Source organism: Congregibacter variabilis (assembly GCF_045689235.1).
GTDB classification, from domain to species: domain Bacteria; phylum Pseudomonadota; class Gammaproteobacteria; order Pseudomonadales; family Halieaceae; genus Congregibacter; species Congregibacter variabilis.
Genome location: NZ_CP136864.1, coordinates 2,367,742 through 2,381,323 on the forward strand (window position 1 = coordinate 2,367,742; position 13,582 = coordinate 2,381,323).

Here is a 13,582-nt window from a genome sequence, read left to right on the forward strand (position 1 = left end):
TACTCAGAAGTTGTATCGAGCCCGCAATCCATACCGCTGAACTCCCGGCTCAATATGCAAACCGCCCATAAAGGCCTTCTGATAAGAGTTGGTAAAGTAGGTGTCGTCCAGCGCGTTCTCAACATAGAACGCCACGGTGTAGTTTTCGTGCTGCACACCCGCGCGAATATTCACGATGTCATAATCCGGAACCACCCAGGGGAACCCTTCGCGAATCAAAGAACTAATTGATGAGCGAATTTCGTCACGATAGATATACTCACCGCGCACAAAGGCATCGAGATTACCGGTCAGCTGGAAGCTATATTCTGCATCCGCCGACACCGTCCACTCCGGCGAGTTTGGCACGGTAAGTCCGTCCAACACTCGCGGCGCACCGTCAATGACCGTAGTGAAGTCCTCGTACTCCGCCTGAAGCCAACCGACATTGAGGTTCATCACCAGGCCTGCGACGGGCGCCGACGTGACCGATAGCTCTACGCCGTAGGACTCTGCGGAGTCAGCATTACCCACGGCACCAAAAATAAAGAAGTCACCGTTCTCGTCTACGCCAGAGAACTGCTGCGACGTCTGCTGATCGGTCCAATCCATATAAAAGGCCGCCGCGTTCACACGCAGGGTGCGATCAAGATACTCTGCCTTGTAGCCGATCTCGTAGTTCCATAGCTCTTCCGGGTCGTAGCTGTTCACCGCAGGATCGTTCGTCACCTGGGCGCCACCCGACTTAAAGCCTTTGGCTACCGTGGCATAAACCGATGAGTCATCACTCAGGTCGTAGCGAATCGAGGCCATGGGCGAAAAGTCGGTAAAGGTCTCTTCGGAGGTCTGCTCCTGAGAGACACCACCACCAAAGCCCGAAATATCCGCAAAAATCGTCTCTTCGCTATAACGACCACCGACGGTGAGAGTCAGACGGTCGCTCAAGGCGTAGTTCAGCTGACCAAATACCGCATAGACCTCGGAACTACCAAAAGTCTCTTCGCTGTCGATGAGGAATCCCTCTGGTATGCCGAAGATCTCCGCAGCACCCACGAAAGTTTTGTTGTCGATGGACCCCTCGTCATCAGAATAATAAAGACCCACGTTCCACTGCAGCCTGGCATCATCCATGCTTTGCAGACGGAATTCCTGGGTCATGCTTTCTCTGGGGATGGTTCGAAATTCCTGAAAGTAGTCCAGGCTGCCGCCGTCGATATCACCGCGAAGGAAAAAGTCGGACTCCATGTAACCGGTAATACTGGTAAAACGCATGTCCGAAAAGTCGTAGTCGATGCGCGCGATGGCGTACTCGAACTCAGTACCCACTGTCTGGGGAGCATTAAAGTTAACTTTGCTGTCGTTTTGCGGGAAGAAACCCACCCCATCGGGATCAGCAGTATCGCCGTAGAGCACGTTACCAAAGCTCGACAGCACCCCGGACGGGACACCCTCACGCATGCCCACATCCTCACTGGCATCGCTGTAGTTAAGCGTTACAGACAGGTTTTCGGTAGGCGTCCACAGCAAGGTGGCCCGCACATATTGATAATCGGCGTCATTCCCTCCGCCCTGAGGATTGATGTTCTCTATGTTTCCGTCAGAGCTGAAATCTTTGAAATTAATCCGCGCGGCCAACTTGTCCTTGATGATTGGGACGTTCAAAACGCCCTCAATATCGAGGCTGTCAAAACGCCCGTAATCGACCATTACAGACCCTTCAACTTCCTCAGTATTGGGCGCGTTGGTAGTGACACTGATACCACCACCAAGCGCATTGGCACCAAAGTAAGTCGACTGAGGCCCGCGCAGCACTTCGATACGCTCAATATCCATGATCGGCGGATTAATACTGCTGCTGGACAAATTGAAGTCGTCTACATAAAAGCCAAAAGAGGACGTTCGTCTGGCGTTATTCGCACCAACAAAGTTGGTCACGCCACGCATACTGATCTCTCGGCGTGAGCGCGCTCCACTGGTAATGAAGCTGGCATTAGGCGTGCGAGCCACAAAGTCTGTGACGTCGCGAAACATGTTTTTCTGAATATCTGTTTCGTTAAACGCCGAAATAGAGATCGGCACGTCTTGCAAACTCGCCTCGCGCTGCTGCGCGGTGACTACTACTTCCTCCAGAGCCGGCGCATTTTGCGCCTGGGCAAGGTTTACCCCTGTAGATGCCGCAAACACCGCCAGCGCCATAGTGCCTGGCGCAAAAACACCCAGTTTTGAGCTTTTCGTCATTTTTACATTCCCCATTTTACTTTTCTGAATAACTTGCAACGCTTTACTGGCTTTACGCTCTGCGGGCGAGGCTCTTAACTGGCGGCCTTTGCCTTGGATAGTATGCGTTTGCCCAGGCCATGAACAGCCACAGCGGTATTCTCTTGCTCAACGGGATGTTCTTAGGGGCCATCACCCCGCAGAATCGGACTGCATGCTAAGCTCCTGCCTATCCCAGATTCTGCATCGAGATCGCACTTATGCGGCAATTTTTCCAAATGTTGGCACTGCCTCTCCTGCTTGCGGCCTGCTCCGCAGGCGTCCTTGGGGATTCCACCCAGGCATCCCTAAAAGCCGCTGAAGGCTTATGGGAGTACACCGACCTGATAACGCGCGATGGCGAATCGCTACCGCTCACCGGGATTTTTTTAATCAAGAACGACATGTTTCTACAGCAGAGCATTTTTAAAGGTGATCCATTCGCCGAGCAAGGCTCCATGGCACATGCAGGACCTTATTGGGCCGGAGGCGCCGGACTCCGTTTGCGCTCAAATCAGACGCTCAGCATGGACCCGACGCAAAAAACACCACTATCGTCAGCAGGTGCCATGGAGCATGACCTTAAAGTCACCCGCGACGGAAAAGACCTAACTCTGCAATTTGGCGGCGGCACAAGTACGATCCAGACCTTCAGACACCTGAGTAACGCCGAAAACACCCAGATAATCTCATTTGCCAAAGGCAATCTGGCGCTCACTGAGAACTATTTTATATTGGTAAATGGCGATGGGAACGGCGCAGTGACTGGCTACGGCAGCTACGAGCGGATTAACGACAAGTTAATGATGACTGCGGTTCGCTGGGCAGAAAGCGACGGTACAACCGTAAAAAACCTCCGCGATGTCGAGCTGTCGGCAACCTTAAGTCCCTCCGCATTCACCTTGTCTGACGGTCGAAGCTTCACCATCGTCGACTGACTCACCGCAAAAGAAAAGGCCAACAACACACTATGACGGAACCTCAATTCACTCTCTACGACCTGCGAGTCGAAACGATTGAAGGCGACAAGCCTTTTGTCTGTGGGCACGAGCTCGGCAGCTCCTTTGAGGTGCGGGGAGAAAACCTTTTTTTCGAGACAGGTAAGCCTTTTTCACTCTATGCCCTGTCTGCCTTGCTGCCTCTATTGCCGACCAAGCAAAGGCCGCTTAATGAATACGACTGGATGGCTACGGACCACGTCATCGCCTGTCCGGATCCCCACTGTGGGGCCCGGTTCCGTATTAGCCGTATTGGCAAGCAAGTGTTCACGCGCTCCGATACCACCATCGAGCCACTTCTTGAGAACAATCCATGGAAAGAATGATTGAGCGCTACTCACTGACACCGGGATATGAGATATCCCGAGTCATTAAGGGCGGTTGGCAGCTCTCGGATGGCCATAGTCAGGAGGTTTCCAGCGATCCCGTAGCCGACATGTTTGCTTTTGTAGAGCGCGGCATCGACACCTTTGATTGTGCAGACATCTATACCGGTGTTGAGGCGATGATCGGAGAGTTTGTGTCGGCTAACGCCAAGCGTGCAGAGCCCCTGGCCATCAAAGTGCACACCAAGTACGTACCCGACTACGATCAACTCGGGCATCTTAAGAAGTCTGACGTCGAAGAAATCATCGACCGCTCGTTAATGCGTCTCAAGCTGGAAAAGCTCGATATGGTGCAATTCCATTGGTGGAACTACGCAGCTCCCGGCGCAGTAGAGGCCGCCGGCTGGCTCAAGGAACTGCAACAGGCTGGCAAAATCGAGCTTCTATCGACAACCAACTTTAATACTACGGGCACCCGGGAGATTCTGGATGCGGGCGTTGAGCTAGCAACAACCCAGGTGCAGTACTCCCTTTTAGACCCCAGACCAGAGAAGGCGCTGCTCGGACTCTGCGCTGAACACAATATGCATCTATTGTGCTATGGCACGCTCGCTGGAGGCTTTTTAAGTGAGCGATGGCTGGGTGAAGCAGAGCCACAGTCATTCAGCAACCGATCACTGATCAAGTACAAACTAATGATCGATGAGATCGGGGGTTGGGACCTCTTCCAGTCGTTGCTTCAAACACTCGATCGCATTGCCAAAAAACACGGCGTTACCATAGCCAGTGTGGCGTCTAACTGGGTTCTTGCGCAGGCACAGGTCGCAGCAGTGATCATTGGCTCGCGAAATGCCGCGCACCTTGATCGTTATAAAGAGGTCTTTGCCTTGCAAATGGATGCAGGGGATCGCGCCGCCATAGCGACTATTAAGATGCAGATGAGTATTCCACCCGATGACGTCTTTGATCTGGAGCGGGACAAGAGCGGTCCGCACGGGAGCATCATGAAATACAACCTCAACGCCGAATAGGGAACTGCGGCATGAGCATCAACGCAGAACGTTATGACGAATGGATTCGCTCCAGCTTTATCGAGATCAATACTGAACTCGAAGAGATTTACTTCGCTCAAGACGACCCTGCTGATGTGAGTTTGGCGGGCAATAGCCTGCGAACGCTTTTGCACGACGAAGGCCGCGAGCACATCACCGGCCTGCATAACGAGGGCAATACCGATGAAGGCTTCGAGGCGGCTTTTGCATTACTGGGTAACGTCGGCCTCTACATGGGTGCCTGCAGGCGCCATGAGATTACCGAGCCCTCCCGGGAGCAAAGCTCGCCACTCATCGAAGCATCGGGACTGGCCTTACACATCGGTGCCTCGCTGGGAGTAGCGCCCCGCTTTGCCACCAGCCATCTCTCGACGCACAACCTTGCGCGCGATGGCGTTTATCGCAGCTTTACCAAGCTCAAAGACGAGTTTTTGTTTTTGGACTTTAATACCCGGGGCATCTTTGCCTATAAACGCGCGGCAGATGCCCTGACCCGAACAGTACCGCTGGGTATCACACATCCGGTTACCGGCGACCTACTGATCGCTGCACGCCAGGCTCTGGAGGATGTAGCTGCGTACAATGAACAATTGTTTGCGCAACTCGACCCGGCACGCTTCTTTTATTCGGTGCGCCCCTACTACAAGCCTTATCGTGTAGGAAAAAGCGAGTACCGCGGCGCCAATGCCGGCGACTTTGCCGGGATTAACGAGATCGATCTGTTGCTGGGTTTATGTCAGGCAGAGGACCCGTCTTACTCACAGTTACTGGTGGATAAATTCTCGTACATGATGCCCGAGGATCAAGGGCGCCTGCGAGACTGCATGCGCCGCGAGAGCCTCATGGACCAAATACTACTAGGCCTGCAATCGCCAGATTCCTGCGGGGAATATTTTGAACACAACGCCCGGCTGTTTTTGGAGGTTTGCGAGGCTCACGGTCACACCGCATCCCAGCATCACAACCAATTGGTGGACCGCTTTATCGAACAGCCTTCGTCGGTACTCGATCAAAAGCATATGGCCCATATCACTGCCAGCGGACCACCACTGGAAGTACTCATGGCTGCCCTGCAGAAGCTTCGAGACCTACGCACTGCTGCGCCCCGGGATGACATTCGAAGTCGCTATAAAGATATCGCGAGTATCCGGGCCGCGATAGGTAGCCCACATAGATGAATAACTCTAACGACCCAGCCCGAGGATGGCCTGATGGCCGTGGCTACCTGCTGAATCACTCGGCGGGACTGCCGCCACTCGATGCCGCGGACGCACTCACTCAAGGATTGTTCGGACCCTGGGTTGCCAGTGACGATCAGGTTTGGACGCACTGGATGACGGCCTTTGATCGGTTTCGTAATGCCCTGGCACAAGTCATCAATCACGAACCTGGCATGATCTGCCCTCAGCCGAGTGTGAGCGCAGGATTGAGCCAGGTACTCAATTCAATCGCCGCAGAGCCCGGTCGGAATCAGCTGCTCATCGCTGAGCGCGCATTCCCGTCTCTGGGTTTTGTTCTATCCGTTGCGCAGCGCCATGGATTCGAGCTGGTGATTATTCCCCGATCAGAGAACACCCTCGACCCGACCGTTTGGTCACGCTATCTGAACGAGCAAGTGCACTGCGTGGTGTTTACCCACGTACATTCCAATACCGGCGAATGTCACGATCTGGCCCCACTATGTGCCTTGGCGCGGGACAGCGGCGCCATCAGTGTGGTGGACGTTGCCCAATCCATTGGGATTCGCCCGGTGGATGCCCAGGCATGGAATGCAGACTTTATTGTGGGCTCCTGCCTCAAGTGGTTATGTGGCGGACCCGGTGCTGGCTTTATGTGGGTTAATCCCCGGCGACTTGCCGACTGTGAACCTTCTGAGGTGGGATGGTTTTCTCATAGCAATCCCTTTGAGTTCGATATTCGTCACTTTGAGTACGCCGGTGATGCCCTGCGATTCTGGGGCGGCACTCCCAGTGTGGCACCAGCGCTAGTTGCTGCGCATGCCATAGAGTCGCTTCTTGATATTGGGCTTGAGCGGCTCGAAGCACATAACCGTGCGCTCATCGATCAAGTCTGTCGCGAGGTAAATCCAGAGTGGCTTGCATCACCCGCCGAGGCATCGCAGCGCGGCGGCACAGTAGTACTTAATCTGAAGTCCTCTCAGGAGCAGCTTGCCCAAAACCTGCGCGACGCACAGCTGCAGTTCGACGTTCGCAAAGAAGGCATTCGTTTATCGCCGCATTTTTACAACAGCGAAGAGGACATGGCTCGAGTGCTCAGCTGCTTACCGTCGGACTAGGAGCTCACTCCCGCTGCTCGGCCCGCCGCATCGGCATAGCATCAATCAACGCGTAAAGCGCATCAAGATCCAGTTCGCTCCCTCGGGCTTTCACGCCACCATCCAATCCAATCAGCAGCACTTCGTTGGGGCCAACGTCCAGCTGAAGTTGAGCGTTTGTAGCTAAGTCATTGCCCAGCGCCTGGACAGAGTTTGTCTGCACAGTCCCACCCTGAAGCACAAACCAGATCAATCGACGCTCCTCCAAGGCGGCTGCGCCAGCGGACAGTAACGCCAACAACGCATCGGTATCCTGCGGCTCATTGATCAGCAAAATACGGTGCTGCCAACGAAGGTCATCAAGATCAGAAATCACTGCGGGCTCCTTCGCTAAAGCAGATGCGCAAAACCACAAACACAGCACACTATAGAAAAACGTTTTCACACGGACTCGGCGTTAGAAACAACGCTTCAAGGTAGCACTCCACAAACAAAACCTGCCAACAATTCCCAAGATAGAGGGCTTGGCGCGAGCTAAAAACCCACTTACTCTGCGCCAGCAAATTCGCATAAAACAATAAAAACAGCAGCTTAGGCGAAAAACCTAATAAATGTTTGAAAAAGAATTTGCTGTCACTGACCCTTGGGAACCGAAGACAACATGATGATGAAACGCGCTGCCTCGATACTGGTCCTGAGCATGCTGCCGGGAGTGAGCTCTGCGGGTCTTTTAGACTCGGCGCTTCGTTTTTGGAGTTTTGACGGCACGCTGAGCGATAGCGTGGCAAACATTGGCGCAACTGCTCGTAATTGGGATGGTGGCTATTCGACAGATCGTGATGGCAACCTGGGTGGCGCGCTTGATCTGACTGGGGACCTGGATGCAATCATTGTCGATTCCTCAAGCGATCTAGCAACGCTCAGCCAGTACAGCCTGAGCTTGTGGTTTCGCATGGATTCTCACAATGGGCCACTGGGACGAAGCCAGATATTTGATGTGCGCGATGCTGGCGGCAATGAAACTGCATCGGTTAGAGGCTTAATCGATAACACCGCCACTGGAGGCGTGATTTCTAATCTCGATCCCGTGAATGCCTGGTTGTTTCCCTACACCACCTCAGCAGACAACAAAATCTTACTGGAGTCGGCAAACAATCAGACCTGGCATCACCTGCTGTACAGCGTCAGTGATACACAGGAAAGCATTTACTTTAATGGCAATGCAGTTGCTTCCCCTTTGCCTTTCCGTCCCGACACGCCAAGTAATTTCAACGCTGGTATCGCTTTCGGTGACAAGCGCAGTGACCTTGGCGGAGGCTTCAACTTCAACGGCAGCCTGGATGACATCGCACTGTGGGATCGAGCTCTGTCCGCCAGCGACGCCGCCGCATTATTCGCAGCTCCGGCATCGGCCAGTGTTCCTGCTCCGGCAACCCTTTTGCTATTGCTAGCAGGCATCGGGCTGCTACGAACAAGAGCCGGCCTAAAAGGCTAACGATTCAGACGTTCACTCAGCGGAAACAGCCGCTTCCAACTGCTTGATACGGTAGAGAAGGTTGTTTACGTCGGGCTCGATCTCGTTGATGGCCCGGTAGTAATCAAGCAAACCAGTATCTGAGCTCGGCTGAGGCACGCGTTGTCCACGCTGCACGGTGTAGACCTTACCGTCCTCAATGAGCACGCTCGCCAAATGTCCGCCATAGTGCTGGGCAAGACCACTGTCCGCCGCGATCACCCGGGCGTCGTAGCGCGGCACCACCGTGCCATATCCCGGTGTATGCCCTACGACGATGCGATCAACATCAAAGCGCTGCAGCAGCGTCTCAAGCTGCTCTGCCACGTCTTGCGTTTCGTCACCCATTGCCAGGCCCCGATACCACAGAGGGCCAAGCTCATCATCGATTATCTTTGGCCCCTTTGCACCGGGAACAAGCAACTCGGCGCGCACCGCATCGTTGATGTCTTGCATAGCCCGATCCACATACGCCGGGCTGATACCAGCATGCACAAACAGGCTGCGATTAATACGAATCACCGTATTGTGGCTGCTCACCCAAGCGCCAAACTCTCCCTGAGGATGCCAGTACTGACGATGCTCCACATATCCCAAAGGATGCTCCTTGAGCCACTGCTCCCGAAACGCCTCATCAATCTGTACAGGGTTTTCCTGCCCGGACAAAAACGCGACTACCCGTTGATAGTAATCATCCTGCAAACGACTCGATTTTCGAGTTTTAAGTGCGTCGTACTCCCCGGGATGCACGTAGCGTAAATCACCGGTCATGTTCATGACTTCGTGATTGCCAATGAGTGGATGTACCTTACCGCCAGCCTTTTCAGCCTGGGTTTCAAGCTTCCGCAAATGGCGAATAATTTTTGCCGTATCCGGACCACGATCAGGAATATCGCCCAGCTGTACTAGGTGTGTGCTACCTGCGGCCCAGCGCCCTCGACTATTAACCACTCCTGCTTGCTCAAGTACGGTGATGTAACTCTCATAATCGCCATGTAAATCCGCTACGGCTACCACGCGATCAACACCCTGCCAGTCTGATTGCTCAGCGAGAGCGGACGCCCCCGCAAGGATCAAAAAGCCAACTGCTAAGACATGGCGAAAGCGCCGCGGCATTCGCGACCTCCATACAGGCTGCTCACCATGCATGGCTATCGACACTCTTCAATAATCTCCCGGCGTACTTTCTTGGGGTTGTCCAGCACCCCATAGAACTTATCGACGTACTTCTGCGTGCGCTTTACCGATTTAGCAGACACGTAGGTCGTGTCAGCAACGATGGCACTGATAGCGTCCCTCTTTGACTGCACCAGGGCGATGGCCTTAGCGGTGACTTCCTCTGGGGCGCAGTAGCCCCGGTACATGCGTTGTTTCACATTGCTTTGTCCAATTCCCCCGGCTGGCTCTGCATAGGAGGTGTTTACAAAGCCGGTGGAGTCATAATCGTAGGGCAAGGGATAAAGAGCCCCGTCCGCTGATTCCAAAAGTTTAATGTTGTGGCAGCAGGTCTCGCCGGGCGCGGCCGCAATAAAGGAGTAATCGGTATTGGATACCAGGTACATGAAGAGAGCGACAAGGGCACTGCGATCTGGATCCAAACGCGCCTTGTCGGCACGAATCTCTTTGTACAAGCTCATATCGTTTTGCTTAGCCAGCCGGTCCTGATGCTGAATAAAAAAGCCCAACTGTTCTCGGCTCTCTCCACCATCGGTGTCGACATAGCTCACCTTGAGCATGCGCGTATCCAGACTCAGATCAGAGAGCGTCTGAAATATCTGATAAGCCTGCTGCTCTCGCCCGATGTACTCGGCATAGCGATCAGAGTCTTTACACTGAACCACGAGCTTTAGTTTGTCCTGTTTGGCAAACAGTGTGCCCTTAAGCTGGCTTTTCTTTAAGTTGACCCACAGCTGCGCATGACTACAAATATCCTTACGAAGACGGAAATTGCCGCGCACCGAAAACTTGGCCTCGAGGGTAACAGGCCCCAGCTCAGGATCTTCGTAGCTGAGGCTTCCGGGGTACTCTTTTTCTTTATCGCGCTCTTGATCGATAAGCTCGAAGGGGCCAGACAGGCTAATTGCGAGCTGCCCATCACTATCAAACAATGGCGCAGAAAAAACACTGGCGCTGTGTATTACAGCAAAAGCAATCAGGAGTCGTAACATCACTTAAAATCTCCTCAGTATGGGTCAGTTGTCTGAAACCCGCCGGTCAAGCCAGGGAATCTTTAAGACGGTGACAGGGCTCGAAAACGAAATTCATCCAATTGAATGTCGTCCAAACCAATCTGATCGAAGGGGTTTTCCATTTGCACCTGCACGTTGTACAGCGCAATCAAAATAAAACCGTGGAGCACGCTCAGGCCGTAGGTCAGCAGTATCGGAGCGTCCGGCAGGTGGTAAACGATGGTGGGAGCAAAAACAAACGGAAACAGGAACACGAACACCAGGCAATAGGCTCGCATGCTAATGGGCGTACCGTGCATCTTTAAGCTTATGGTGTTTTCCATACCATCATTTACGTCTTGCACAAAACGGATGATTTTGAGCGCAAGGCCATTAGAAATGACCGAATCGTTACGCTTAATAAAATGAATAATTTGGTTCACGGTGTCTTCTGCCGGGCGTATGTCTGCATCCTCAGAGCCTAAAGCGTCGAAGAACTGCGAAGACGCTTTATCCAGAAGCTGCGAAACCTCGGCACGCTGCTCGTCATTGAGTTTTTTGCATTGCTCAAAGCAGTAGTGCACCGAACACAGCCCGGATTTGAACTGGCTGAGAAACTTGAGCGCGTTATCGCGACGCTTAAAGGCCTCTCGGATGGTGAACACCAAGGGGAAGATCACCGCGATGCTGAATAAAGTGATGTTCAGGTCGTAGGCAATATTAAAACGAAAGCACAGATACGTGACGGCTATGCACACCACGCTGAGCAACAGCGTTTTGAAGTCGATAATCGCGAGATATTTATTCATAGGTAACTCATAAGTTCATAGACTCCATCGGCACGTCTTTGTTTGCATCATACCAAGCGAGCTGGCTCTGAAGGTCTGATTTGAGCGCGGCGATTACAGATTCAAAACGGGGATCGTTGCGCAGGGAATCATAGAGAGAGTCGTGCGTCAGTCCAAAGGAAAAAAACCGCCACCCCGCAGCGACGGTTTGCTCAAGACGCTCCAGCGCCTCATCCCGCCTGCCAAGAAGCAGTAAGAACTGCGCATCTTCTATGCCAGCCACATACCCGGAACCCTGAAGTTTTCGTCTGCGCTCAATGTAGGACAAACCGGCTTCCAGTATCACGGTCGCTTTATCGGCTTCGCCCATGCCAGCGTAGGCCCGTCCAACATTGACCGCCGCCCATATGGTCATGTCTGTGACTCTGGGTTCTTCGGTAAACAGCTGTGGTGCAACGGGCTTGAGAATCTCAAGCACTTGTTCGTAATCCCCTGCCGCATTGAGCCAGTCCGCAAGCTGAAATCGGCGATACCAAAAGTTTGGATTCTCCTCGACCGCGTCACGGAGATTCCGTATGGCCAAGTCCCGATCTTGTTCAAGCATGGCCAGATATTGAGTCGCCTCGGTATCGTCAGGATGTTGGCGCAAAAAGTCCCTGGTACAAACCAGCGCCCTCTCCATCGCCCAGAACTGCACGAGATTCTGGCAGCGCCCCCAATTAGAAGACTCAGACATTCCGTTGAGCTTCGCAGCCTGATCTTGCCAATATGTTCCTTTTCCAATATCGCCAAGCTGCATGTACCAACGACCCAAAATACCGTAGTTACCAGGCACCTCGGGATTGCGCTGGATAGCCTCCTTGACGGTAGCAATTGCTTCTTCGGAGCGACTCACAGACCACAGAGCATGGGCTAAGCCTGTCTTGTAGCGGTTTTCCTGCGGATCGAGTTCAATGGCTTTACGCATCTGCGCCAGAGACTCGTCAGTCATGCCCTGCATGGCATACATCGTGGAATAGGTCGCATAAGCATCGGCATAGCTAGGTCGAAGTTCCAGTGCCCGCTTAAGGGATGCTTCGGCCTCAGGAAATCGCTTCATAGACAGCAACCATTGCGCCTGAGCACCATGCGCCTCGGCCAGCTGCGGGTCCAGATCCAGCGCTTTGGCTATAACAACACTGACCGACTCCAAAGTGGCCGCGCGATCCTCCCGGCCCGAGGCCGTAACGTACGCTTGGGCCAGGTAGACATAAGCCAATGCATAGTCGGGATCCAACTCAGTGGCTTCCTGAAACAGCTCTTTTGCTTTCTGGGCGCCCGCAGTGGTGCGCAGCGCTAGCTGCTGCTTACCTAAAATAAATTTTTCGTAGGCGTCAAAGTCTGGTCGGTATTGATCATCTATCAAAGGTGACTCGCCGGTCTTTAGCACCTCTGTGGTGAGCGCAGTAGAAACTTCCCGGGCTATTTCATCCTGAATCGCGAAGATCGATTCCAGGGTGCGATCATAATAGCCAGACCAGATTTCGCTCCCGACACGGGCGTCAATAAGCCGGGCAATAATTCGCACCTGGTCGCCCGCTTTTTGCACGCTGCCCTCCAGAACATGGGCAACCGAGAGCGCCGCTGCGATCTCAGCAACACTGATGTTCTGATTCCGAAACGCAAAGCTTGACGTGCGCGCGGTCACTTTAAGATCGGCAATTTGTGACAACACGTGCATCACCGTGTCACTGATGCCATCCCCCAGAAACCCTTGATCCTGAGATTGACTGATGTCTGCAAAAGGTAGCACCGCGATGGAGTTCGCCGGCAAATCCTGCATCGCTGTTTTTTGCGAGGCCGAACGCGACCCCTCAGCCTGCTGTGCTACCGGCAAAAGCTGATAAAGCGCGGTGCCACCGACACCCAAAAGCACCAACATTAAAACGTAGTCGACCACTTTGAGTGGGCTGGGTGGGCTATCGTCATCGCTATCGAGCTGGGTGCGGACAATACCGTGCTCACCAATGTCATAGCGCCAGCTCAGGACCATGGCAATGGGAAAACCCAAGACCAATATATACAGCAGTGCGGTCATGCTCCAGGGCGGCAGACCCGCCGGCTCTGCAATAACATCACCGACTTGCAAAACACCCCAGGCGGCGAGTAAGTAATAACCCGCGCCGCGAAACACTCGACGCTGCCTTAATTCGGCAATCAGGCGCATAACTGGTTACTCAGAATCCTT

At 53.5% G+C, this 13,582-nt stretch carries 12 protein-coding genes; 6 read left to right on the top strand and 6 right to left on the bottom strand.

The window, feature by feature from the left end:
* Positions 1-3: 3 nt before the first annotated feature.
* On the bottom strand, positions 4-2,217 hold the full coding sequence (locus R0135_RS10440) for a TonB-dependent receptor (RefSeq protein WP_407346780.1): 2,214 nt from the start codon (positions 2,215-2,217) through the stop codon (positions 4-6).
* Positions 2,218-2,474: 257 nt separating this feature from the next.
* On the opposite strand from R0135_RS10440, the gene R0135_RS10445 reads away from it, so the two are divergent.
* The 5 genes from R0135_RS10445 to R0135_RS10465 are packed head-to-tail and all read left to right on the top strand — an operon-like array spanning position 2,475 to position 6,907.
* A complete protein-coding gene (locus R0135_RS10445; RefSeq protein WP_407346781.1) occupies positions 2,475-3,173 on the top strand; it encodes a hypothetical protein in 699 nt (232 codons plus the stop codon).
* Positions 3,174-3,205: 32 nt separating this feature from the next.
* Positions 3,206-3,559, top strand: coding sequence for a TIGR04076 family protein (locus R0135_RS10450; RefSeq protein WP_407346782.1), 354 nt, complete (start codon positions 3,206-3,208; stop codon positions 3,557-3,559).
* Entirely contained in the window at positions 3,547-4,590 is a 1,044-nt protein-coding gene (locus R0135_RS10455) for an aldo/keto reductase (RefSeq protein WP_407346783.1), read from the top strand. Before R0135_RS10450 ends, R0135_RS10455 begins: the two co-directional genes overlap by 13 nt.
* An 11-nt stretch (positions 4,591-4,601) precedes the next feature.
* Positions 4,602-5,789 (top strand): PrnB family protein, encoded by a 1,188-nt coding sequence (locus R0135_RS10460; protein WP_407346784.1) that lies wholly within the window; start codon positions 4,602-4,604, stop codon positions 5,787-5,789.
* Positions 5,786-6,907 (top strand): aminotransferase class V-fold PLP-dependent enzyme, encoded by a 1,122-nt coding sequence (locus tag R0135_RS10465; RefSeq protein ID WP_407346785.1) that lies wholly within the window; start codon positions 5,786-5,788, stop codon positions 6,905-6,907. The genes R0135_RS10460 and R0135_RS10465 overlap by 4 nt, the downstream gene beginning before the upstream one ends.
* A gap of 4 nt (positions 6,908-6,911) precedes the next feature.
* Here R0135_RS10465 and R0135_RS10470 read toward each other — a convergent pair whose 3' ends face one another.
* The gene (locus R0135_RS10470; RefSeq protein WP_407346786.1) at positions 6,912-7,262 is read right to left on the bottom strand and encodes a DUF4174 domain-containing protein; all 351 of its coding nucleotides are present in this window, start codon (positions 7,260-7,262) and stop codon (positions 6,912-6,914) included.
* A 285-nt stretch (positions 7,263-7,547) separates the two neighbouring features.
* Between R0135_RS10470 and R0135_RS10475 the strand changes: the two genes are divergently transcribed.
* Positions 7,548-8,381, top strand: a complete 834-nt coding sequence (locus R0135_RS10475; protein WP_407346787.1) for a LamG-like jellyroll fold domain-containing protein — start codon at positions 7,548-7,550, stop codon at positions 8,379-8,381.
* Between the two features lie 12 nt (positions 8,382-8,393).
* Here the strand turns inward: R0135_RS10475 and R0135_RS10480 are convergent, their stop codons facing one another.
* From R0135_RS10480 to R0135_RS10495, 4 genes are all read right to left on the bottom strand, one after another.
* Complete coding sequence (locus R0135_RS10480) at positions 8,394-9,515, bottom strand: metallophosphoesterase (protein ID WP_407346788.1); 1,122 nt, start codon at positions 9,513-9,515, stop codon at positions 8,394-8,396.
* A gap of 35 nt (positions 9,516-9,550) precedes the next feature.
* Positions 9,551-10,567, bottom strand: coding sequence for a hypothetical protein (locus tag R0135_RS10485; RefSeq protein WP_407349906.1), 1,017 nt, complete (start codon positions 10,565-10,567; stop codon positions 9,551-9,553).
* 62 nt (positions 10,568-10,629) lie between these two features.
* Positions 10,630-11,376 carry a hypothetical protein gene (locus tag R0135_RS10490; RefSeq protein WP_407346789.1) on the bottom strand — a complete coding sequence of 249 codons (747 nt, stop codon included), beginning with the start codon at positions 11,374-11,376 and terminating at the stop codon, positions 10,630-10,632.
* Positions 11,377-11,383: 7 nt separating this feature from the next.
* Complete coding sequence (locus R0135_RS10495; protein WP_407346790.1) at positions 11,384-13,561, bottom strand: tetratricopeptide repeat protein; 2,178 nt, start codon at positions 13,559-13,561, stop codon at positions 11,384-11,386.
* Positions 13,562-13,582 lie beyond the last annotated feature (21 nt).

Coding starts and splice junctions, on each gene's coding strand:
- R0135_RS10440 (WP_407346780.1), bottom strand. CDS start 2,217: ATGACGAAAAGCTCAAAACTGGGTGTTTTTGCGCCAGGCACTATGGCG.
- R0135_RS10445 (WP_407346781.1), top strand. CDS start 2,475: ATGTTGGCACTGCCTCTCCTGCTTGCGGCCTGCTCCGCAGGCGTCCTT.
- R0135_RS10450 (WP_407346782.1), top strand. CDS start 3,206: ATGACGGAACCTCAATTCACTCTCTACGACCTGCGAGTCGAAACGATT.
- R0135_RS10455 (WP_407346783.1), top strand. CDS start 3,547: ATGGAAAGAATGATTGAGCGCTACTCACTGACACCGGGATATGAGATA.
- R0135_RS10460 (WP_407346784.1), top strand. CDS start 4,602: ATGAGCATCAACGCAGAACGTTATGACGAATGGATTCGCTCCAGCTTT.
- R0135_RS10465 (WP_407346785.1), top strand. CDS start 5,786: ATGAATAACTCTAACGACCCAGCCCGAGGATGGCCTGATGGCCGTGGC.
- R0135_RS10475 (WP_407346787.1), top strand. CDS start 7,548: ATGATGATGAAACGCGCTGCCTCGATACTGGTCCTGAGCATGCTGCCG.
- R0135_RS10480 (WP_407346788.1), bottom strand. CDS start 9,515: ATGCCGCGGCGCTTTCGCCATGTCTTAGCAGTTGGCTTTTTGATCCTT.
- R0135_RS10485 (WP_407349906.1), bottom strand. CDS start 10,567: ATGTTACGACTCCTGATTGCTTTTGCTGTAATACACAGCGCCAGTGTT.
- R0135_RS10490 (WP_407346789.1), bottom strand. CDS start 11,376: ATGAATAAATATCTCGCGATTATCGACTTCAAAACGCTGTTGCTCAGC.
- R0135_RS10495 (WP_407346790.1), bottom strand. CDS start 13,561: ATGCGCCTGATTGCCGAATTAAGGCAGCGTCGAGTGTTTCGCGGCGCG.